The sequence below is a fragment of the Rhodobium gokarnense genome, assembly GCF_025961475.1.
In the GTDB taxonomy this organism is placed as follows: domain Bacteria; phylum Pseudomonadota; class Alphaproteobacteria; order Rhizobiales; family Rhodobiaceae; genus Rhodobium; species Rhodobium gokarnense.
Window position 1 is genome coordinate 40,807 of sequence record NZ_JAOQNS010000004.1, and the last position, 19,291, is coordinate 60,097.

A 19,291-nucleotide genomic window follows, 5' to 3' on the forward strand; every position below is an offset into this window, starting at 1 on the left:
AATTGTATGCAAATCTCTCGTCTGCAATGGACTCGCCCCTCTGCAGGGACATCACTCATGGATCGCATCGAGGACTGCATTAGTTTTCTGACCGGCAAGGCCATGCAGCAGGTGACGCGGCGGGCGAAGGAGAAGCTCGGGGTGCATGGGGTCACGCCCGTGCAATACGCCGTGCTGAAGCTTCTGTGGGGGACGAATGGCCTGAAGGCGAGTGACCTCGTGCAGCGGCTGCGGCTCGACAGCGCCACCATCACCGGCGTTATCGACCGGCTGGAGCGGGATCATTTGATCGAGCGCCGGGCGGATGCGGAGGACCGGCGGGTGCAGCGGCTGTTTCTGACCGAGGCAGGAAGCGCGCTTCAAGGGCCGCTCGACGCGGCGATGGACGACCTCAACGACGAGGCCGACCGGGCGCTCGGCGCCGACGCAGCAGCCCTGAAGGGGGCGCTGGCGCGGCTCGGTGATCCGGCGAACTGGCCGAAAGGGACCTGACTGGAAAAATGTTCGATACCAAGATCGCCATCGTCGTGCGCGACGACCTTGCCGTCTGGCAAAAGCTCAACGTCACCGCGTTTCTCACCAGCGGCATCGTCGGCGCGGCGGACGGCCTGATCGGCGAGCCCTACGAGGACGCCGACGGCAACCGCTACAACGCGCTCTGCGTTCAGCCAATGATCGTGCTGGCGACGGACGCGGCCGGCATGCGCAAGATTTTCGACCGGGCGATGACCCGCGCCGTGCCGCTCTCGCTCTATACGGAAGAGATGTTCTCCACCGGCCACGACGCGGCCAACCGGGCGGCCGTGAAGGCCGTCGCCGCCGCCGACCTCACCATCGTCGGCCTGGCGTTGCGCGAGGACAAGAAGGTCGTCGACAAGATCACCAAGGGCGCGAAGATGCATCCTTGAGGAATGTTGCCGGCCGTTTTCTTATCCCTCCAGCGCCGCCTTGATCTTTTCCGCGTGCTTGGCCAGCAGGTCCTGGTCGGCCATCTCTCCCGTGTGCGGCTTCAGCGGCACGCCGTCGTGGCGGGGGAGGACGTGGACGTGGAGGTGGAAGACGACCTGGCCGCCGGCCGGTTCGTTGAACTGCTGGATCGTTGCGCCCGGCGCATCGAACGCCTTCATCACCGCATGGGTCAGCTTCTGGGTCGTCGCCATCACCGCGGCAAGGTCGTCGAGGCCAACGTCGAGGATGTTGCGGGCGGCCGCCTTCGGCAGCACCAGGGTGTGGCCGTCAGCGCGCGGCATAATGTCGAGGAAGGCGAAGGTCTTGTCGTCCTCATAGACCTTGTGGCAGGGCAGCTCGCCGCGCAGGATCTTGGCGAAGATGTTGTCGGCGTCATAGGCGGTCATGGTGTCCTCCTCGGGCGGTGTCTCGTTGGCGGGCTTACCCGGCTTTCGCGGTCTCTGCGTTTTGCTGGGCGCTCTTCTGGTGGAAGGCGCGGCGCTCGCGCGACAGGCGCCGGACGGCGTCGGCGTAGCGCATCTGGTCGGCGAAGTTCAGCCGGGCGAGCGCCATCCGCGTCTTGCGATCGACGGCTTCCTTCGCCTTCGTCGCATTGCGGGTGCGGCTTGCGGCCGGCGGCACGGTGAGGCCGGTGAGTTCCAGGCAGTCGTCGTAGAATTCGGTCAGCCCGACGAAGCCGAGGTCGTCGATGTCGTGAGGCCCCAGCAGCCGGTGCTGCAAATTGCGGGCGTCCTTGCGCCGGGCATAGTCGAGAAGCGACAGGTCCTCCGCCTGCAGGGCCTTTGCCAGCGGATTGATGACGTCGTCGCGGCCCTTGTTGAAATAGTATTCGGAAATCAGCCGCTCCGTCGGATCGCGCAGCCAGACCCAGACGTTCGAGGGTTCGATGCCGAGCTCTCTGAACCGCCTGATGAAGAAATGGCCGTGGATGATGCGGATGCCGGCATCCGCGATGCGCTTCAGGTCGTCCTGTCCCGAGGGGCGGCCGATCTCTTTCAGGAGCGGATGGGTCTTGGGGTGCCGGTTGCCGTAGGAAAAAGCGACCGCGTCGCCGAAATTCGCCGTGAGGACATCGGCAAAGGCCGTTCCCGCGGTCTTCGGGATATGGACGGAAATCACCGGCAGGGGCGAGGCATCGAGCGTCAGCATGGCGGCTTGATGTCACTAACCGGAGTCATAATCAAGCGGGGCAAAGGGATAGTGCGCGGCGGGCTCGGCCAGAGGGTCAGCCCATGTCCCGGTCGCGGCGGAACGGCGCCATCTGGCGCAGGAGTTCGGACTCTTCCGCGACCGCCTCGCGCTCCTGGTCGAGATAGGCGGCAACGGCGTTCCTGAGGCCCGGATGGACGATGTGGTGGGCCGAGTGGGTGGTCACGGGAAGATAGCCGCGGGCGAGCTTGTGGGCGCCTTGGGCGCCGGCCTCGACCAGCCTCAACCCGTTCGCGATGGCGAACTCGATGGCCTGGTAGTAGCAGACCTCGAAATGGAGGAAGGGCAGGTCCTCGGTCGTCCCCCAGTAGCGGCCGTAGAGGGTGTCGGAGCCGATGAAGTTGAGGGCGCCGGCGATGATCTCCGTTCCGCGCCGGGCGAAGATCAGGAGGATGCGTTCGGCCATGCGCTCGCCGATCAGCGAGAAGGCCTTGCGGTTGAGATAGGGCGTGCCCCATTTGCGCGAGCCGGTGTCCATGTAGAACCGGAAGAACGTGTCCCAGTGGTGCTCCTTGATATCGCTGCCGGTGACCCAGTCGATGGCGATGTCCTCGCCCTGGGCGTCGCGCCTCTCGCGCCTGATCGTCTTGCGCTTGCGCGAGGCAAGGGCGCCGAGGAAATCGTCGAAGGTCCCGTAGCCCTCGTTGACCCAGTGGAACTGCTGGTCGGTGCGGTGGAGGTAGCCGTCCTCTTCCAGGAACCGGGCCTCGTCCTCCGTCAGGAAGGTGAGGTGGGCGGAGGAGGCCTCGAACTGGCTTGCCGCCTGGCGGATGCCGGAGGCGAGGATCCTGCGCGCAGCATCGCTATCGGGCCCGTTGCCGACGAGGAGGCGCCGGCCGGTGGCGGGCGTGAAGGGGACGGAGATCTGGAGCTTCGGATAGTACTCGCCGCCGGCCCGGTAGAAGGCGTCGGCCCAGCCGTGGTCGAAGACGTATTCGCCCTGAGAGTGGCTCTTCAGATAGGCCGGAACGACGCCGGCGACGCTGTCGTCGGCGCGTTCCAGCGCCAGATGGCAGGACGCCCAACCGGTCTCGGGAAGGGCACATCCGGATTCTTCGAGAGACCACAAAAAATCATATGAAATAAATGGGTTGAATGGTATTTCTTCAGAAACCAGTTTCGGTGTGCTGGGCGCTCCACAATCCGATTCCGATGGCGCCGCCAAGTCCTTGTTTGCAGACTCTTTTCCGCTGCTGTCGTGAGGTTCAGATTCCGATTCAAGACCGGCGGTCAACCGGCCGCCTTCGGCCAGATCCCAACCCGGATTGGCGAGGCGATTCCAGTCCTTGCGGTCGATATCCTTGAGCGAGGTGAGGACGCGGATCTTGGCTTCAACAGGCGGCATGGGGCGAGGGACCGTGGAGCATTTCGGGGAGGCGCGGCGGGCGCGCTTGATGGATCGATTCAAGACTTGAATCTAAGCCGCCGGGCCGTTCGCTCAAGCGTCGGGGTCGAATCCCTCGAAAATGATCTGGTCGGCGTGGCGGGCGGCGCGGCGCCGCTGGTCCGTGGTGCGGACGGTCCAGGTCAGCACCGGCGTGCCGAAGAGCCGGTGCATCAGCGAGACGGCGGGGGCCGGCAGGGCGTCGATGTCGTAGGCGATGAAGTCGAGGCGGGTGCGCGGGGCATGCAGCAGGTGGCGCAGCGCGAACCGCTCCATCAGCGTCAGCAGCCGCCATTCCGGATCGCGGGGCGAGGTGGCGCAGGCGGTGATGCCGCGCGGCAGGTGCGGGGCGAGGGTCTTGAACGCGGCGACAATCTCCGGGTCGAAGGACATCACCGCCACGGGACCGTCATAGCCGGCAAGCACGTCTGCGACCGGACCGGCGATGGCCGCGCCCCGCCGCATGTCGGACTTCATTTCCAGGACCAGGGGCACGCGGCCGCCGACAAGGTCGAGAAAGGCCTTCAGCGTCGGGATGGTGTCGCCGCCGCCATCCATCAGCGGGATGGAGGAGAGTTCGGCGGCCGTGAGCGCGCCGACCGGGCCGCGGCCTTCCGTCAGCCGGTCGAGCGTGTCGTCGTGGAAGACCATCGGCACGCCGTCGGCGGAAAGCTGCAGGTCGGCCTCGATCGAGAATCCCTTGCCGATCGCTGCCGCGGCCGCCGCAAGCGAGTTCTCGATGCGGCCGGCATGGGCGTCGTGGTAGCCGCGATGGGCGACGGGGCGGGCGGTCAGCCAGGCGGGGGCGGTCATCGAGAGGGCCTATTCGACCTCGAAGACGGCCTCGACCTCGACGGCGACGCCGAAGGGAAGGGCAGCAACGCCGACTGCGGCGCGGGCGTGGCGTCCGCGGTCCTCGAACACCTCGGCCATCAGGTCAGAGGCGCCGTTGATGACCTTCGGCTGGTCGGTGAAGTCGGGCGTGGAATTGACGAAGCCGCCGAGCTTGACGACGCGGGTGATGCGGTCGAGGTCGCCGACGGCCGCCTTTGCCTGGGCGATGAGGGCAAGGGCGCACAGCCTTGCCGCCTTCTGGCCTTCGGCAATGGAAAGCCCGCCGCCGAGGCGGCCGATATATTCCGGCCCCTTGGCGCCCATCGGAAGCTGGCCGGAGACGAAGAGCTGGTTACCGGTCTGGACGAAGGGCACGTAGTTGGCGGCCGGCATCGGCGCCTCGGGAAGGGTAATGCCGAGTTCGGCGAGGCGGGCGTCGGTTCGACCGGTCATGGTCAATCTCTCCTGGTTTCTTGGTGTCGTGCGTCTGGAGCACGCGCCCGGACGATTGCCAAAATCAACCGAATAGGCAAGTTTATTGACGACGAGACGCCAACAAGACGCCAACAAGACTGGGCAAAAGGGGCGAACGCCGCGCCGGCATGGACGGTCCGCGCCATGGTTACGCCATGCTCGCCGCCTATCGGGTGGAAACGCCAGCAACGAGCCGGGGCAGGAACAGCAATGAACAACCTCACCAACGGGCCGTATCGCGCCATCGGCGCAGCCCTGATCCTTTCCGTTGCCATGGCCGCGCCGGCCGCGGCGGGGCGCGCGGTGCCCAATGTCAGCGATGCGGCGAGCCATGAGGCGGTGGTCAAGGACCTGATCTCGCACCGGGCCGTGTTCGACATGAAGCTGACCGATTCGAAGGCATCGTCCTCGATCGCCGGGCTCAACGGGCGCATGGTGTTCGAGACCATCGGTTCCACCTGCGACGGCTTCACCATCAATTTCCGCTTCGTCACCCAGGTCGAGGACAGCCAGGGCAATTCCCGGCTGACCGACATGCGCACGACGACCTTCGAGGACGCCAGCGGCGACCGGTTCGAGTTCCTGACCCAGACCTATATCGATGAAAAGCTGGTGGAGGAATCGAAGGGCAGCGCCGTGCGCGACGGCGAGACGACCACCGTCAGCCTCGACAAGCCGGAAAAGAAGACCTTCACCATCGCCAAGCGGATCCTGTTTCCGACCCAGCACCTGGTTGCCATGCTGAGCGCGGCGCGCTCCGGCGAGGCGTTCCTGCCGGCCAACATCTATGATGGCTCGGAGACCGGCGAGAAGATCTTCCCGACGGCGACCACCATCGGCAAGCGGATTGACGGGCCGGACACGCTGGACGCCAAGGCGGCCGACGCCGACATGTCGAAGCTGCCGCGCTGGCCGGTCACGGTCGGCTATTTCGAGCCGGTGACGACGGGCGGCGAGGCGCTGCCGACCTATGAGATGAGTTTCCTGCTCTACGGCAACGGCATCAGCCGCGACGTCAAGATCGACTACGGCGACTTCAGCGTCGCCGGCAAGCTGGTCAACCTGGAGATCCACGACGTGCCGGGCTGCGACGCCGACAAGGCGGGCGCCAAGTAGCGGCCGGCCGGGTTCTCTTTTCTCAATCCTGAAGATCGTCGTCGGGCGGCGAGGGATCGCGGCCGCGGCGTCTGGCGGCGAGCGCGAGGCCCAGATTGACGGCGCCGGTGCCGAAGCGCTCGCGCAAATCGTCGATGGCGACCTCGGCGCGGGCGCGCCTTGTCGCCGCGACGTCGACGAGATCGTCCGGATCGGCGAGCCGCGGGTCGGCGAAATCCGAGACGCCGATGCCGATCAGCCGGAAGAGGCGCCCGTTCGCTTCCCGCGCGAGCATATCCTGGCCGGTGCGGAAGATGCGGTCGGCAAGCCGGGTCGGGTCGGCGAGCCGGTGGCTGCGGGTGATGATCCGGAAATCCTTCGTCTTCAGCTTTAACGTCACCGTCCAGCCGGCTTTGTCGGCCGCCTTCAGACGCTTGGAAACCTTTTCGGAGAGCCGGCGCAGATGGGCCATGAGTTCGTGCGCGTCGGCAATGTCGACGTCGAAGGTGGTCTCCGCGCTGATGCTTTTGGCCTTGGAGGCGGCCGAGACGGTGCGCCGGTCCTCGCCGCGGGCAAGGTGGAAGAGTTTCAACCCCAGTGCGCCGTAGCGGCGGGCAAGGTCGGTCTCGTCCATGCGCTGCAGGTCGCCGATGAGGCGGATGCCGTCGGCCTGGAGCTGGCGCTGGGTGACCTTGCCGACGCCCCAGATCATGCCGACCGGCTTGTCGGCGAGGAAGTCCTTCGCCTCCGCCGCGCCGATGACGGAAAAGCCGCGCGGCTTGTCGAGGTCGGAAGCGATCTTGGCGAGGAACTTGTTGGCGGCAAGGCCGACGGAGACGGAGATGCCGATCTCGGCCTCCACGTCGCGGGCAAAGCGGGCAAGCGTCACCGCCGGGCTGGTGCCGTGCAGGCGCTCCGTGCCGGTGAGGTCGAGGAACGCCTCGTCGATGGAGAGCGGCTCGACCAGCGGCGTCAGCGCCCGCATCATCTCGCGGACCTGGCGCCCGACGGCCGTGTATTTCTCCATGTTCGGCGGCATCACCACCGCCTCCGGGCAGAGTTTTAACGCCTTGAACATGGGCATGGCCGAATGGACGCCCTTGATGCGGGCGATGTAGCAGGCCGTGGAGACGACGCCGCGCCGGCTGCCGCCGATGATCAGCGGCTTGTCGTCAAGGCTCGGGTCGTCGCGCTTTTCGATGGCGGCGTAGAAGGCGTCGCAGTCGATATGGGCGATGACCAGCCGGTGGAGTTCCGGATGGGCGACGATGCGCGGACTGCCGCACGCCGGGCAGCGCCGAGCGGCGCCGGCGAAGGACGTCAGGCAATCCCGGCACAGGGCAGTGTTCGCGGAAAGGTCGGTGTCGCTCATGGCTTCGTCGTCATCGCCGCAGCGCAGTGAAGTGCGCCAGTTTAGCAGGCTTTGGTTGGGAGCGCGTCAGGTCTCATTGCGGGGCAGAGGCGTTGGCGCCGTGGCCTGGACGGCCGCACGGTAGCTCGGCGGACGCCGACTGGATTGCCACGTCGGCCTTGCGGCCTCCTCGCAATGACGTTGAAATTATTTGGAAAAGCTACTCGTCGTCATTGCGAGCGCAGCGAAGCAATCCAGCATTCTGCGGTCGCAATTGCACGATGCGGTCGCGCCAAAGCGAGGGCATCGATTCCTACCCGATGCCTCAGAATCCGAAGCGGCCGACGATGAAATCGCGGGCGGAGGGCCAATCGTTGGCCTTCAGCGCCAGCCCGTCGATCGGGGCGGCGAGGTCGAAGAAGCGGCGGTCGGCGATGAACTGGACGAGACTGGCGCCGTCGACAAAGGCGCCGACGGAGCGGATGTTGGAGGGCGAATCATCGAGGAAGACGACGGCGCCGTCGGCGCGCTCGGCGAGCAGCCGGGCGGCCGGCCCCTTCGGCCCGCTATTGGTGACGACAGGGTAGGGCATGCCGTGCCTGGTCAACGTCTCGGTGCGCAGTTGCCGGTGCTTTTCCGGGATGTTGGTGAGCATCACCACTTCCGCCGCCCGGCTCAGCTCGCCAAGCGCCTCGGCGACGCCCGCTACCGGCTGCTGGTTGCCGGTCTCGGCATCGAAGAAGCCGAGCAGCAGGTCGCGCACCTCCTCGCGGGAGGCGGGTTCCCGGTCGCTGAGGCGCACGATGTTGCCGTTGAGGCCGTAGGACCGGGCGATCAGCTCATAGCCGTTGGCGAGAAGGTGACGTTCGAAGGGGGCGATGAAGTGCAGCGCCACCTCGTCGACGTCGCACAGGATCAAAGGGCCGTCCTTCAGGTCCAGGTCTTCGATCTGGCGCGCGGTCTCCGGCGCAAGGTCCTCGACCGCGCGCACCGGCAGGTCAGTTGATCGTGACATCGCCCCCGTCCTCCGACAGCGCCAGGTGGGCGGCGGCGATCATCGTCGGGCGCACGCGGATGCGTTCGACGAAGACGAGCAGCAGATCCTCGTTGGCCATCAGGAATTCCAGCACCGCGCACAGGAACCAGGGCTCGCCGGCGGCGCTCCTCAGATTCTCCGGGCCGAGGCCGGTATCGGCCAGAAACCGGCCCAGCGAGTCGGTTTCGCCGGCGATGAAGGCAAGCCCGGAAATGGCGATCCGCTCGGCGGATTCCCAAGGCATTCGCTGGATGCGGGACTCCATTTCGTGCCTGTGTTTGCCTTTGTGAAAGATTCTTTCTGTATGTTCTGAAAATGGACGGACCGCAAGACGGCGTGTGATCGCGCGTCACCGGGGACCGCCGATCCGGGACGATCGGGAGCCCGGCGGGCGGTCCATGGGGTATGAGCACGGGGACGCAGGGGTAGGGCGAACCAATGGCCAAGAAGGTTCTGATCGTTGAGGACAACGACCTCAACATGAAGCTGTTTCGCGACCTTCTGGAGGCGAACGGCTACGAGACGGTCCAGACCCGCAACGGCCTGGAGGCCATGGACCTTGCCCGCGAGCACCATCCTGACCTCATCCTGATGGACATCCAGCTTCCCGAAGTCTCGGGCCTGGAAGTCACCAAATGGATCAAGGAAGACGACGACCTGAAGATGATCCCGGTCGTCGCCGTCACCGCCTTCGCCATGAAGGGGGACGAGGAGCGCATCCGCCAGGGCGGCTGCGAGGCCTACCTGTCCAAGCCCATCTCGATCGGGAAGTTTCTTGAAACGGTAAAATCGTATCTCGGCGATGCGTGACTGAGGGGAAAGCGCAATGACCGCCCGTGTTCTTGTCGTCGACGACATACCGGCCAACACGAAACTGCTCGAGGCGCGGCTGACGGCAGAATATTTCGAAGTCCTGACGGCCAATAACGGGCCGGACGCGCTGGCCGCGTGCCAGGCGGACAAATGCGACATCGTCCTTCTCGACGTGATGATGCCGGGCATGGACGGGTTCGAGGTCTGCCGCCGGCTGAAGGCCGATCCGCGCACCGTGCACATTCCCGTCGTCATGGTGACGGCGCTCGATCAGCCGGCCGACCGGGTCAAGGGCCTGGAAGCCGGCGCCGACGATTTCCTGACCAAGCCGGTCAACGACATTGCGCTGATCACACGGGTGAAGAGCCTCGTCCGGCTGAAGATGCTGACCGACGAGTGGCGCATGCGCTCCGTTACCGGCCGCGACATCGGCTTTGAGGACACCGCCGCCGCCGACGATTTCGCCGCCAAGGGCAAGGGCCGCATCCTTCTGGTCGACGACCGGCGCTCATCCTATGAGCGGATGGCGGCGTCGCTGGCGAAATCCCACGACGTGACGGTGGAGACCGATCCCCAGGAGGCGCTGTTCCGGGCTGCCGAGGGCGATTTCGAGCTGGTCATGATCTCGCTGGCGCTGGCCAATTTCGACGGCCTCAGGCTGTGCTCCCAGCTTCGCTCGCTGGAGCGCACGCGGATGGTGCCGGTGCTCCTGATCACCGAGCCGGAAGACAATGCGCGGCTCCTGCGCGGCCTCGACCTCGGCGTCAACGACTACCTCGTGCGGCCGATCGACAAGAACGAGATGATGGCGCGCACGCGCACCCAGATCCGCCGCAAGCGCTACACCGACCATTTGCGCGACAACGTCCAGCAGACGATGGAGCTGGCGGTGACCGACGCACTCACCGGGCTGCACAACCGGCGCTACCTGGAAAGCCACCTGGCGACGCTGGTCAGCCAGGCCGTGCAGCGCTCCAAGACGCTGGCCGTGCTGATGGTCGACCTCGATTACTTCAAGGCCGTCAACGACACCTACGGCCATGATGCGGGCGACGACGTGCTGCGCGAATTCGCCCGCCGGCTGCGCAAGAACCTGCGCGGCATCGACCTTGCCTGCCGGTTCGGCGGCGAGGAGTTCGTCGTCGTCATGCCGGAGACGGACCTGTCGCTGGCCGTCGCCGTTGCCGAGCGCATCCGCCAGAAGGTCGCCGGCGAGCCGTTCCTCGTCAATGGCGGGGCGCGGGCGCTGGACGTGACGATCAGCGTCGGCCTTGCCATGCTCGACCATTACGACGACACGCCGCAGACGATCCTGAAGCGCGCCGACGAGGCGCTCTATGCGGCCAAGCGCGACGGACGCAACCGGGTGGTCGCCGACGCGGCCTGAGTCGCCCTTTCAGGCGCCCCTACGCACGCAACCGCATTGCAATTTCCGGTAGTGGCAGCCCAATCCCCTTGGCGGGTATAATTCCCTGCAACGATGCGCTGGGGGGCCGTGCCGCGCATGTATTGAACAGCCTTTATCTCTGAAAGCATTGCCGTCTATTGGCGGCCCTTAACCAATCCGGCGTTTTTCATTGGTTTTTGGTTACGATTTCGTTGATATTTGGATCAGGCAAAACCGGATACGCGGCAGGCACATTTCAGCGAGGCCGGCGTGTATCGCCGAAATAACGGATATTCAAAGGATTTTTTCGTTAGCCAGTTTCAACAAGGAATACCCTACGGAATGCTCAGGTCCGCCGCATCTCCTGGGTCCGTGGGGTCAGGCCGGCCGGAAAGCAGGGTGTTGAGTGGCCTCCTCGTTAAGCCCCGCCTCCGGCCGGCCACCTTTCAGGACCCGGTTGCACCCGCGTTTGCGGAGAGTCTGCAAGGCTCTTCGGGGATTCGATCCATCACCAATCAAGGGTAGAATGGCGTCCGTCGCCGGCAAAGCGTGGCGCGCCGCGCGTCCGTCGCCGGCAAAGCGTGGCGCGCCGCGCGCCCGTCGTCGGGGCATGCCGATTCCTTGCACGGCAAAACAAAGCGCCGCCCGTTTCGGACGGCGCTTTCGCATCTTCTCGCGTCGTGTCCTGCCGGTGCCGGCAGGAGCGCTACTTGATCTTGGATTCGCGGAAGTCGACGTGCTTCTTGGCGACCGGATCGTATTTCTTCTTGACCATCTTTTCGGTCATCGTCCGGCTGTTTTTCTTGGTGACGTAGAAGTAGCCCGTGTCGGCGCTCGACACGAGACGAATCTTGATCGTGGTTGCCTTAGCCATTCCGCTTTTCCTCGGAGAAATCGGTCTGCCGGGGCCGGGTGCCAATTTCACCGCACGGTCCCGATTGGAGCGTCACCCTAGTCATTGCGCGGCCCTTGTCAAGAATTCGTGTCATCGGCCGGCCCATCTGGCGATGCGGAAGCCGGCGATCGCCACGTATCCGCCGAAGAAGAGGGCGCAGACGATGGGGAAGCCGTGCGGATTGATGTCCATGCCGATGCCCATCAGGGCCGGGCCGACCAGCATGCCGATGGAGTACATCATGACGAAGGCGGCGGTGGCGGCGGCAAGGTCGGCGTCGCGGTAGCGCGCGGCAAGGTGGGCAAGGCCGATGGTGTAGAGCCCGGCGGTGACGCCGCCCCAGACGAAGAGGGTGACGAAGAGTGCGGACATCGTATCGGCAAAGACCGGGATGAGGAGGGCGCCGACGACGCCGATGAGCCCGCAGATGAGAAGCAGTACGCGCTTGTCCATGCGGTCACTCATCCAGCCGAGCGGCACCTGCAGGGCAACGTTGCCGAGGGCGGCGGCGGTCACCAGAAGCGTCGCCGTTGCCGCATCGAGGCCGATCCTGAGGCCGTAGATCGGCAGGATGGAGAGCATGCCGGTTTCCACCGCACCGAAGGCAAGGACCGCGATGGTCGCCGCGGGAACGGCGAGCAGAAACTTCGCAAAAGGCTGTCCCGGCTTCTTCTCGATGCGCGGACTGGTCTCGCGGGCCATGACGACCGGGATCGCGGACAGGGCAAGGATGAGGGTGCCGATGAGAAAGGGCAGGGCGCCTTCGGAGCCCGTCACCGACAGCACGATGGGACCGGCGGCAACCCCGATCGACAGGAAGGTGGCGTAGACGCCGAGGATGAAGCCGCGCTTTTCGCTCGGTGCAGCCGACGATATCCAGAACTCGGACAATACGAAGATCGCCGTCGTTGCGCCGTGGAACACGAAGCGCAGGCCGAACCAGGCCCAATAGGACGAGATGACGAAGAAGCCGAGGAAGCTTGCCATGGAGGCGGCAATGAGGATGAGGATCAGCCGCGCCGTGCCGATGCGCCGGGCGAGCGGGGCAACGAACGGCACCCAGAAGATGGAGGAAACGCCGGCCATTGCCGAATTGATGCCGATGGCGGTGCCGGAAAAGCCGCGCGCCTCCATGACCAGGGCAAGCAGCGGCATGGACAGGCTGATGGCGACGCCGACGGTGGAAATGGAGGCGATCGCGGCGGCCATGCCGCGGCGGTCGACCGGCCGAGATGCCGCTCCTTGCACGCTCCGTTCCGCCATGACGCCCCGCTACTCCGCACACTCGCGCCGACAGGGCGCCCGCACGATCCGCCGTCAGATCATGTCGCGGCGAAAGCCGCTGCCGAGCCAATAATAGAACGGCACCGGCGTTTCCGGGGCAAGCTTGGGGTCGCAGGCAAGCCGCTCCTCCAGCTCCTCGATGATCACCTTGGTGATGGTCGGAAGCTCCAGGTCGTGGGCCTCGGCAAGGGTCGGCCAGTCGACCTCCTCCAGTTCGCCAGAGGGACCGGTGCCGCCCGGCAGGGTATCGGCGACGGCGTCGGCGAAGACGACGAGGAAGCGGGTGTCGAAGCGGCGCGGCCGGCGCGGCGGGGTGATGGCGCGGCCGATATAGCGAATCGGCGCGAGGTCCGGGACGATGCCGCGTTCCGTAAAGGCGATCCAGGTCGGGTCCGACGCCGGAAGCGCCGGGCCGTCGGCCTTCGTGCCGATGAAGACGCCTGTCTCCTCGAAGGTCTCGCGGATGGCGGCGATGCCGAAGGCCCTGGCCCGGGTCTCGGTCTTCGGGCCCTTCATGGCGTGCATCAGCTTGTCGCGGATGGCCTCGTGGTAGTCGCCGGCCGCCCGCACGCGGGAATCGCCGGGATCGACCCGCCCGCCCGGAAAGACGAACTTGCCCGGCAGGAAGACGTGGCGCTCGTGGCGCCGTCCCATCAGCACGCGCACCGGCCCGCCCGCCGTCCTGTCGAGGATCAGGAGCGTTGCCGCGTCCTTCGGCCGGCGGTTGGCGTGGGTCTGGTTGCGTTCGGTGTTGGTCAGGCGCTCGGCGAGATCGGCCATGGTCCGTTTTCCGGTTGTCGCCCGGCGGGGCTCAGTCCTCGCCGAATTCCGGCGTGTGGTTGGGATCGAAGCCGTGCATGAAGAGCGCCCATTGCAGGCCGACGACGGCGCCCTTCACGGGGCGCAAGAGGGCGAGCGAGAGCAGCGCCGTCAGCGGCAGCCAGACCGCCATCTGCAGCCAGATCGGCGGCCCCCAGAGCTTTTCCACCGCCAGGATCAGGCCGACGATGATATGGCCGACGATGAAGATGGTGAAATAGGGCGGGGCGTCGTCGGCGCGGTGGTGGTGAAGCGCCTCGTTGCAGGTGCCGCAATGGTCCTTGACGGTCAGATAGCCGTCGAACAGGGCGCCGGTGCCGCAGGAGGGGCATTTCGAGGCCATGCCGCGGGCGAGCGCGTTGCCGATCGGGCGCGCGGGCGGCCCGTCCGGCGGCGATTCGAAAACCTGCTGGTGCATGGCGTTGTTCCTCAGCGCCGCTTGACGCGTTTTTTGCCCCGCGCGGCCTTGGCCGTTGTGGGTTTGTTGCGGACGGCACGGCGTTTTGCCGCGCCTTTCCCGGAAGGTTTCTGATACCTGCCTTCGGAGAGAAGTTCAAACCGGAGCGCGCCGGCAAGCGGCATTGCCTCGGCCAGTTGCACCTCGACCCGGTCGCCGAGCTGGTAGGTTTCGCCGGTGCGGTCGCCGGTCATGGAGTGGGTGACCTCGTCGTAGCGGTAGTAGTCGTCGCCGAGCTTGGACGCCGGCACGAAGCCGTCGGCGCCGCTGTCGTCGAGGCGGACGAACAGGCCGGAGCGGGTGACGCCGGCGATACGGCCGTTGAAGGCCGCACCGATATGGTCGGCGAGCCAGTGGGCGATCAGCCGGTCGACCGTATCGCGCTCGGCCGCCATGGCGCGGCGCTCGGTTGCCGAGATCTCGGCCGAAATCCCTTCCAGCTTGTCCTCGAAACCGGACGGCAGGCCGTCCTTGCCGAAGCCGAGGGCGGCAACCAGGCTGCGGTGAACGATAAGGTCGGCATAGCGGCGGATCGGCGAGGTGAAGTGGGCGTAGCGCCTGAGATTCAGGCCGAAATGGCCGATATTGGCCGGCGAATACTCCGCCTGGGCCTGGCTCCTCAGGATCACCTCGTTGACCAGTTCGTCGTTCTCCGTGCCTTCCACGCGGGCGAGGATGGAATTGAAGACGGCGGGGCGGAGGTTACCGGTGCGGGCGAGCTTGATGCCGATGGTCGACAGGAAATCGCGCAGCGCCTCCAGCTTTTCCGGCGTCGAGGCGTCGTGGATGCGGTAGATCACCGGCGCGCGCTTCTTCTCCAGGGTCTCGGCTGCTGAGACATTCGCCTGGATCATGCATTCCTCGATCAGCCTGTGGGCGTCGAGGCGGGGCGGCACGACGATGCGCTCGACCGTGTCGTCGTCGTTGAGGAGGATCTTGCGCTCCGGCAAATCCAAATCCAGTGGCGCACGCGCGTCGCGGCCCTTCTTCAGGCACTCATAGGCGGCCCACAGCGGCTTCAGGATCGGCTCCAGCAGCGGGCCGGTCTTGTCGTTCGGCTTGCCGTCGATGGCTCCTTGCGCCTCCTGATACGAGAGTTTGGCGGCCGAGCGGATCATCACCCGGTGGAATTTATGGTCGAGCTTGCGGCCGCTCGCATCGAAGCGCATGCGCACGGCGAGTGCCGGCCGGTCCTCGCCCTCGCGCAGGGAGCAGAGGTCGTTGGAAATGCGCTCCGGTAGCATCGGCACGACCCGGTCGGGGAAATAGACCGAGTTGCCGCGCAGCAGCGCCTCGCGGTCGAGGGCGCTGCCGGGCCGGATGTAGTAGGCGACGTCGGCAATGGCGACGGTGACGACGAAGCCGCCCTCGTTCTTCGGGTCGTCGTCGGGGGCGGCATAAACCGCGTCGTCGTGGTCCTTGGCGTCGGCCGGGTCGATGGTGATGAGGGGGACGTCGCGCCAGTCTTCGCGCTTGTCGCCGCGGGTCTGCAGCGTCACCGGCTTTGCCGCGTCCGCTTCGGCGATGACGGCATCGGGGAAGACGTGGGGGATGGCGTGGGTGTGGATGGCGATCATGGAGACCGCCTTTTCGCTCTTCATGGAGCCGATGCGTTCGCGCACCTTGGCCCGCGGCACGCCGTAGCGGCCGGCCTTCAGGACGTCGACGGTGACGAGGTCGCCGTCCACGGCGTCGCCGGCGTCGGCCTTCTCGACGATGTATTCCTTCTGCTTGCGGTCGACCGGGGCGATGCGCGCCGTGCCGTCCGGGCCAACCACATAGACGCCGAGGAGGGCGGTCGGCTGGCGCTCCAGCACCTTGATGGTGCGGCCGAGATAGCCGACGCCGGCGTCCGATGGCGCCTCGGCGATGCGCACCAGGACCCGGTCGCCGACGCCGGCGGCGCGGCCGGGGCGCTTGCCGCGCTCGGACAGGATCATGACGGAGGGCGGCGGGCCGTTCTCGTCCTCGTCCCACTCCATCGGCGCGCCGATGAGTTCGCCGTCCGCATCGCGGCCGCTGGCGACGACGACGGTGACGGAGGGAAGGTCGCCCGGCCGGCGCAGGGACTTGCGGCTGCCGGCGATGAGCCCCTCGGCGGCAAGGTCCTTCAGGATTTTCTTCAGGCCGATGCGGTCGCTGCCGGTGATCCGGAAGGCGCGCGAGAGCTCGCGCTTTCCGGCGCCCGGATTGTCGGCGAGGAAGGCGAGGACGTCGTCGCGGGTGGGCAGGGTGGCGGCGGTCTTTCGCGCTGCCGTCTTTTTTAAGCGTGGCATCGGGGGTCCGGTCGAAAACAAAAATGGCCCGGCGGACGGGCGCCGGGCGGACCGGTGCTTTCGCCGTTCAGGGGGCGGGGTTACCGGAAATGTGGCGCCCCGGCCGTGCGCAGACAAGCCCCGGGGCGTGCCAAAGCGCGAAAAGGACGGGTCCGAACGGCGTCCGAAGGACTAGAAGGGCGCGGTTTCGTCCTCCGAGTCGGCCTTTTTCTTGGCCGGCGCCTTCTTTGTCGTTGTCTTTTTCGCCGCGGTCTTTTTCGTCGCCGTCTTCTTTGCTGCCGGTTTCTTGGCGGCCGCCTTCTTCTTAGTCGGTGCCTTGCCGGCCTTGGCCGTGATCATTTCCACGGCCTGTTCCAGCGTGACGTCTTCCGGCTTCACGTCCTTCGGCAGGGTGGCGTTGACCTTGCCGTGGTTGACGTAAGGCCCGTAGCGGCCGTCGCGCACGGTGATCGGGCCGCCGGCGTCGGGGTGCTCGCCGAGCTCCTTGAGGACCGCGGCGCCGCGCCCGCGCCCGCCCTTGGCCTGCTTTTCGGCGATCAGGGAGACGGCGCGGTTGAGGCCGACGGTGAAGACCTCGTCGACGTTGTCCAGGTTGGCGTAGGTGCGCTCGTGCTGGACGAAGGGGCCGTAGCGGCCGATGCCGGCGCTGATCATCTGGCCGGTCTCCGGATGCGGGCCGACCTCGCGCGGCAGGCGCAGGAGCCTCAGCGCCTTTTCAAGGTCCATGGCGGCGACGTCCCAGCCCTTGGGGATGGTCGCGCGCTTCGGCTTGTCGCCCTCGCCGAGCTGGATATAGGCGCCGAAGCGGCCATCGCGCAGCGTCACCATCTCGCCGGTTTCCGGGTCGGTGCCGAGTTCACGCGGGCCGGTCTGGGCCGCCGCGCCGTCCTCGCCGTTGCCCTCAACCAATTGCCGGGTGAAGCGGCATTCGGGATAGTTGGAGCAGCCGATGAAGGCGCCGTAGCGCCCGACCTTGAGGCTGAGGCGGCCGTCGTCGCATTGCGGGCAGGCGCGGGGATCGGTGCCGTCTTCCTTTGCCGGGAAGATGTGCGGCCCGAGGATATCGTTGAGGGCGTCGAGGACCTCGGAGACGCGCAGATCCTTGATCTCGTCGACGGCGCCGGAGAAGTTGCGCCAGAAATCGCGCAGCACTTCCTTCCAGTCCAGTTCGTCAGCGGAGATGCGGTCGAGCTCTTCCTCAAGGGCGGCGGTGAAGTCGTATTCCACATAGCGCCGGAAGAAGCTCTCCAGGAACGCGGTGACGAGGCGGCCCTTGTCCTCCGGCACCAGCCGCTTCTTGTCGAGCCGGACATATTCCCGATCGCGCAGCACGGTGAGGGTAGAGGTGTAGGTGGACGGCCGGCCGATGCCGAGCTCTTCCATCTTCTTGATGAGCGTTGCCTCGGTGAAGCGCGGCGGCGGCTCGGTAAAGTGCTGGCTGGCGACGATCTTTTCCCGGCTCGGTTTCTCGCCGGTGGCGAGTTTCGGCAGCCGGCGGCTCTCCTCGTCCTCCTCGTCGTCCTTGCCTTCCTGGTAGAGGGCGAGGAACCCGTCGAAGCGCATGACCTGGCCGGTGGCACGCACGATCGCGGCGCGGCTGCCGTCGACGGCGTCGATGTCGACCGTGGTGCGCTCGATCTCGGCCGACTGCATCTGGCTGGCGACGGTCCGCTTCCAGACGAGGTCGTAGAGCTTTGCCTGCTCGGCATCGAGAAACCGGGTGACGTCCTTCGGCCGGCGGCGCACGTCGGTCGGGCGGATCGCCTCGTGGGCTTCCTGGGCGTTCTTGGCCTTGGTGGAATAGAAGCGCGCCTTTTCCGGCACATAGCGCGTCCCGTAATCGGCCTCGATGACGCCGCGGGCGCCGGAAATCGCTTCCGGGGCGATCTGCACGCCGTCCGTCCGCATATAGGTGATGAGGCCGACGGTCTCGCCGCCCATGTCGATGCCCTCATAGAGGCGCTGGGCAATCTGCATGGTGCGCTGGGCGGAAAAGCCGAGCTTGCGCGAGGCTTCCTGCTGAAGCGTCGAGGTGGTGAAGGGCGGGTGCGGGTTGCGCTTGGTCGGCTTGGCCTCGACCGAGCGCACCGTGAACGAGGCGCGCTCCAGGTGGGCCTTCAGGTCCATCGCCTGGGCCTCGGTGCCGATGTCAAGGCGGGTGATCTTCTTGCCGTCGGCGCCGACGATGCGGGCTTCGAAGGCTTCCCCGGCCGCGCTTTTCAGATGCGCGATCAGGCTCCAGTATTCCTGGGCAACGAAGCTCTCGATCTCGCGCTCGCGGTCGCAGACGAGGCGCAGCGCCACGGACTGCACGCGGCCGGCGGAACGGGCGCCCGGAAGCTTGCGCCACAGCACCGGCGACAGGGTGAAGCCGACGAGGTAGTCCAGCGCCCGGCGCGCCAGATAGGCATCGACCAGGGGCGCGTCGATCGTGCGCGGCTTGGCCATCGCGTCGGTGATCGCGGACTTCGTCACGGCATTGAAGACGACGCGCTCGACCGGCTGGTCCTTCAGCACCTTCTTGGCCTTCAGCACCTGTAGAACGTGCCAGGAGATCGCTTCGCCCTCGCGATCCGGGTCGGTTGCGAGGATCAGGCCGTCGGACGCTTTGACCGCCTTTGCAATCTCGTTCAACCTCTTGTTGGCCTTGCCGTCGACTTCCCAGGACATGGAAAAGTCGTTTTCCGGATCGACCGATCCGTCCTTGGCCGGCAGGTCCCGGACATGGCCGAAGGACGCCATGACCTGGTAATCGGAGCCGAGATATTTGTTGATCGTTTTCGCCTTGGCCGGCGATTCGACGATGACGACGCGCATGGATTTCCGCAAAAACAGGGCGTTATAAGGGGTCGGGCCGGTGATCGGAGGCCTGCCCGAGGGTGCCCGTGTGTAGAGACGAACCCCCGACCTCGTCCAGAAAAATCGTGAATCACCGCCGCGAAGTCAAATAGGAAACCCGAAGCAGCGTGCAATAGCCGGTGCCGGAAGATGCGGTTTCCTCGCCTTGA

General features: G+C 66.2%; 19 protein-coding genes. 5 read left to right on the plus strand and 14 right to left on the minus strand.

Annotated features, from left to right (window positions below):
- Positions 1-57 precede the first annotated feature (57 nt).
- Complete coding sequence (locus tag M2319_RS07915) at positions 58-492, plus strand: MarR family winged helix-turn-helix transcriptional regulator (RefSeq protein WP_264600919.1); 435 nt, start codon at positions 58-60, stop codon at positions 490-492.
- An 8-nt stretch (positions 493-500) separates the two neighbouring features.
- A complete protein-coding gene (locus tag M2319_RS07920) occupies positions 501-908 on the plus strand; it encodes a DUF2000 family protein (protein ID WP_264600920.1) in 408 nt (135 codons plus the stop codon).
- 21 nt (positions 909-929) lie between these two features.
- On the opposite strand, the gene M2319_RS07925 is transcribed toward M2319_RS07920, so the two are convergent.
- The 5 genes from M2319_RS07925 to M2319_RS07945 all read right to left on the minus strand — a co-directional run bounded on the left by M2319_RS07925 (position 930) and on the right by M2319_RS07945 (position 4,849).
- Positions 930-1,355, minus strand: a complete 426-nt coding sequence (locus tag M2319_RS07925; RefSeq protein WP_264600921.1) for an HIT family protein — start codon at positions 1,353-1,355, stop codon at positions 930-932.
- A 34-nt stretch (positions 1,356-1,389) separates the two neighbouring features.
- Entirely contained in the window at positions 1,390-2,118 is a 729-nt protein-coding gene (locus M2319_RS07930) for a sulfotransferase family 2 domain-containing protein (RefSeq protein WP_264600922.1), read from the minus strand.
- A gap of 76 nt (positions 2,119-2,194) precedes the next feature.
- Positions 2,195-3,523: a GNAT family N-acetyltransferase gene (locus M2319_RS07935; protein ID WP_264600923.1), complete on the minus strand. Its 1,329-nt coding sequence runs from the start codon at positions 3,521-3,523 to the stop codon at positions 2,195-2,197.
- Positions 3,524-3,616: 93 nt separating this feature from the next.
- A complete protein-coding gene (locus M2319_RS07940) occupies positions 3,617-4,375 on the minus strand; it encodes a glycerophosphodiester phosphodiesterase family protein (protein ID WP_264600924.1) in 759 nt (252 codons plus the stop codon).
- A gap of 9 nt (positions 4,376-4,384) precedes the next feature.
- Positions 4,385-4,849, minus strand: coding sequence for a RidA family protein (locus tag M2319_RS07945; protein ID WP_264600925.1), 465 nt, complete (start codon positions 4,847-4,849; stop codon positions 4,385-4,387).
- Between the two features lie 231 nt (positions 4,850-5,080).
- Between M2319_RS07945 and M2319_RS07950 the strand changes: the two genes are divergently transcribed.
- Complete coding sequence (locus M2319_RS07950; RefSeq protein ID WP_264600926.1) at positions 5,081-5,986, plus strand: cell envelope integrity EipB family protein; 906 nt, start codon at positions 5,081-5,083, stop codon at positions 5,984-5,986.
- 22 nt (positions 5,987-6,008) lie between these two features.
- On the opposite strand, the gene M2319_RS07955 is transcribed toward M2319_RS07950, so the two are convergent.
- The 3 genes from M2319_RS07955 to M2319_RS07965 all read right to left on the minus strand — a co-directional run bounded on the left by M2319_RS07955 (position 6,009) and on the right by M2319_RS07965 (position 8,596).
- Positions 6,009-7,337, minus strand: coding sequence for a DNA polymerase IV (locus M2319_RS07955; protein ID WP_264600927.1), 1,329 nt, complete (start codon positions 7,335-7,337; stop codon positions 6,009-6,011).
- A 304-nt stretch (positions 7,338-7,641) separates the two neighbouring features.
- Positions 7,642-8,331, minus strand: coding sequence for a hypothetical protein (locus tag M2319_RS07960; protein ID WP_264600928.1), 690 nt, complete (start codon positions 8,329-8,331; stop codon positions 7,642-7,644).
- Positions 8,315-8,596 carry a DUF3572 domain-containing protein gene (locus tag M2319_RS07965; RefSeq protein ID WP_264600929.1) on the minus strand — a complete coding sequence of 94 codons (282 nt, stop codon included), beginning with the start codon at positions 8,594-8,596 and terminating at the stop codon, positions 8,315-8,317. The genes M2319_RS07960 and M2319_RS07965 overlap by 17 nt, the downstream gene beginning before the upstream one ends.
- A gap of 194 nt (positions 8,597-8,790) precedes the next feature.
- On the opposite strand from M2319_RS07965, the gene M2319_RS07970 reads away from it, so the two are divergent.
- Together M2319_RS07970 and M2319_RS07975 are read left to right on the plus strand one after the other, a co-directional pair.
- Positions 8,791-9,162: a response regulator gene (locus M2319_RS07970; protein ID WP_111436590.1), complete on the plus strand. Its 372-nt coding sequence runs from the start codon at positions 8,791-8,793 to the stop codon at positions 9,160-9,162.
- A 16-nt stretch (positions 9,163-9,178) separates the two neighbouring features.
- Positions 9,179-10,552 (plus strand): PleD family two-component system response regulator, encoded by a 1,374-nt coding sequence (locus tag M2319_RS07975; RefSeq protein WP_264600930.1) that lies wholly within the window; start codon positions 9,179-9,181, stop codon positions 10,550-10,552.
- A 706-nt stretch (positions 10,553-11,258) separates the two neighbouring features.
- Here M2319_RS07975 and rpmG read toward each other — a convergent pair.
- The 6 genes from rpmG to topA all read right to left on the minus strand — a co-directional run bounded on the left by rpmG (position 11,259) and on the right by topA (position 19,100).
- On the minus strand, positions 11,259-11,426 hold the full coding sequence (rpmG, locus tag M2319_RS07980; protein WP_111436592.1) for a 50S ribosomal protein L33: 168 nt from the start codon (positions 11,424-11,426) through the stop codon (positions 11,259-11,261).
- A 111-nt stretch (positions 11,427-11,537) separates the two neighbouring features.
- On the minus strand, positions 11,538-12,710 hold the full coding sequence (locus M2319_RS07985; RefSeq protein WP_264600931.1) for an MFS transporter: 1,173 nt from the start codon (positions 12,708-12,710) through the stop codon (positions 11,538-11,540).
- A gap of 54 nt (positions 12,711-12,764) precedes the next feature.
- Complete coding sequence (locus tag M2319_RS07990; RefSeq protein ID WP_264600932.1) at positions 12,765-13,511, minus strand: NUDIX hydrolase; 747 nt, start codon at positions 13,509-13,511, stop codon at positions 12,765-12,767.
- 31 nt (positions 13,512-13,542) lie between these two features.
- Positions 13,543-13,968 (minus strand): DUF983 domain-containing protein, encoded by a 426-nt coding sequence (locus tag M2319_RS07995; protein WP_264600933.1) that lies wholly within the window; start codon positions 13,966-13,968, stop codon positions 13,543-13,545.
- 11 nt (positions 13,969-13,979) lie between these two features.
- Positions 13,980-16,283, minus strand: a complete 2,304-nt coding sequence (rnr, locus tag M2319_RS08000; RefSeq protein WP_264600934.1) for a ribonuclease R — start codon at positions 16,281-16,283, stop codon at positions 13,980-13,982.
- 171 nt (positions 16,284-16,454) lie between these two features.
- The gene (gene topA, locus M2319_RS08005; RefSeq protein ID WP_264600935.1) at positions 16,455-19,100 is read right to left on the minus strand and encodes a type I DNA topoisomerase; all 2,646 of its coding nucleotides are present in this window, start codon (positions 19,098-19,100) and stop codon (positions 16,455-16,457) included.
- Positions 19,101-19,291 lie beyond the last annotated feature (191 nt).

Coding starts and splice junctions, on each gene's coding strand:
- M2319_RS07930 (WP_264600922.1), bottom strand. CDS start 2,118: ATGCTGACGCTCGATGCCTCGCCCCTGCCGGTGATTTCCGTCCATATC.
- M2319_RS07970 (WP_111436590.1), top strand. CDS start 8,791: ATGGCCAAGAAGGTTCTGATCGTTGAGGACAACGACCTCAACATGAAG.
- M2319_RS07995 (WP_264600933.1), bottom strand. CDS start 13,968: ATGCACCAGCAGGTTTTCGAATCGCCGCCGGACGGGCCGCCCGCGCGC.
- M2319_RS07990 (WP_264600932.1), bottom strand. CDS start 13,511: ATGGCCGATCTCGCCGAGCGCCTGACCAACACCGAACGCAACCAGACC.
- M2319_RS07950 (WP_264600926.1), top strand. CDS start 5,081: ATGAACAACCTCACCAACGGGCCGTATCGCGCCATCGGCGCAGCCCTG.
- M2319_RS07935 (WP_264600923.1), bottom strand. CDS start 3,523: ATGCCGCCTGTTGAAGCCAAGATCCGCGTCCTCACCTCGCTCAAGGAT.
- M2319_RS07945 (WP_264600925.1), bottom strand. CDS start 4,849: ATGACCGGTCGAACCGACGCCCGCCTCGCCGAACTCGGCATTACCCTT.
- topA (WP_264600935.1), bottom strand. CDS start 19,100: ATGCGCGTCGTCATCGTCGAATCGCCGGCCAAGGCGAAAACGATCAAC.
- M2319_RS07925 (WP_264600921.1), bottom strand. CDS start 1,355: ATGACCGCCTATGACGCCGACAACATCTTCGCCAAGATCCTGCGCGGC.
- rnr (WP_264600934.1), bottom strand. CDS start 16,283: ATGCCACGCTTAAAAAAGACGGCAGCGCGAAAGACCGCCGCCACCCTG.
- M2319_RS07920 (WP_264600920.1), top strand. CDS start 501: ATGTTCGATACCAAGATCGCCATCGTCGTGCGCGACGACCTTGCCGTC.
- rpmG (WP_111436592.1), bottom strand. CDS start 11,426: ATGGCTAAGGCAACCACGATCAAGATTCGTCTCGTGTCGAGCGCCGAC.
- M2319_RS07960 (WP_264600928.1), bottom strand. CDS start 8,331: ATGTCACGATCAACTGACCTGCCGGTGCGCGCGGTCGAGGACCTTGCG.
- M2319_RS07915 (WP_264600919.1), top strand. CDS start 58: ATGGATCGCATCGAGGACTGCATTAGTTTTCTGACCGGCAAGGCCATG.
- M2319_RS07985 (WP_264600931.1), bottom strand. CDS start 12,710: ATGGCGGAACGGAGCGTGCAAGGAGCGGCATCTCGGCCGGTCGACCGC.
- M2319_RS07965 (WP_264600929.1), bottom strand. CDS start 8,596: ATGCCTTGGGAATCCGCCGAGCGGATCGCCATTTCCGGGCTTGCCTTC.
- M2319_RS07975 (WP_264600930.1), top strand. CDS start 9,179: ATGACCGCCCGTGTTCTTGTCGTCGACGACATACCGGCCAACACGAAA.
- M2319_RS07955 (WP_264600927.1), bottom strand. CDS start 7,337: ATGAGCGACACCGACCTTTCCGCGAACACTGCCCTGTGCCGGGATTGC.
- M2319_RS07940 (WP_264600924.1), bottom strand. CDS start 4,375: ATGACCGCCCCCGCCTGGCTGACCGCCCGCCCCGTCGCCCATCGCGGC.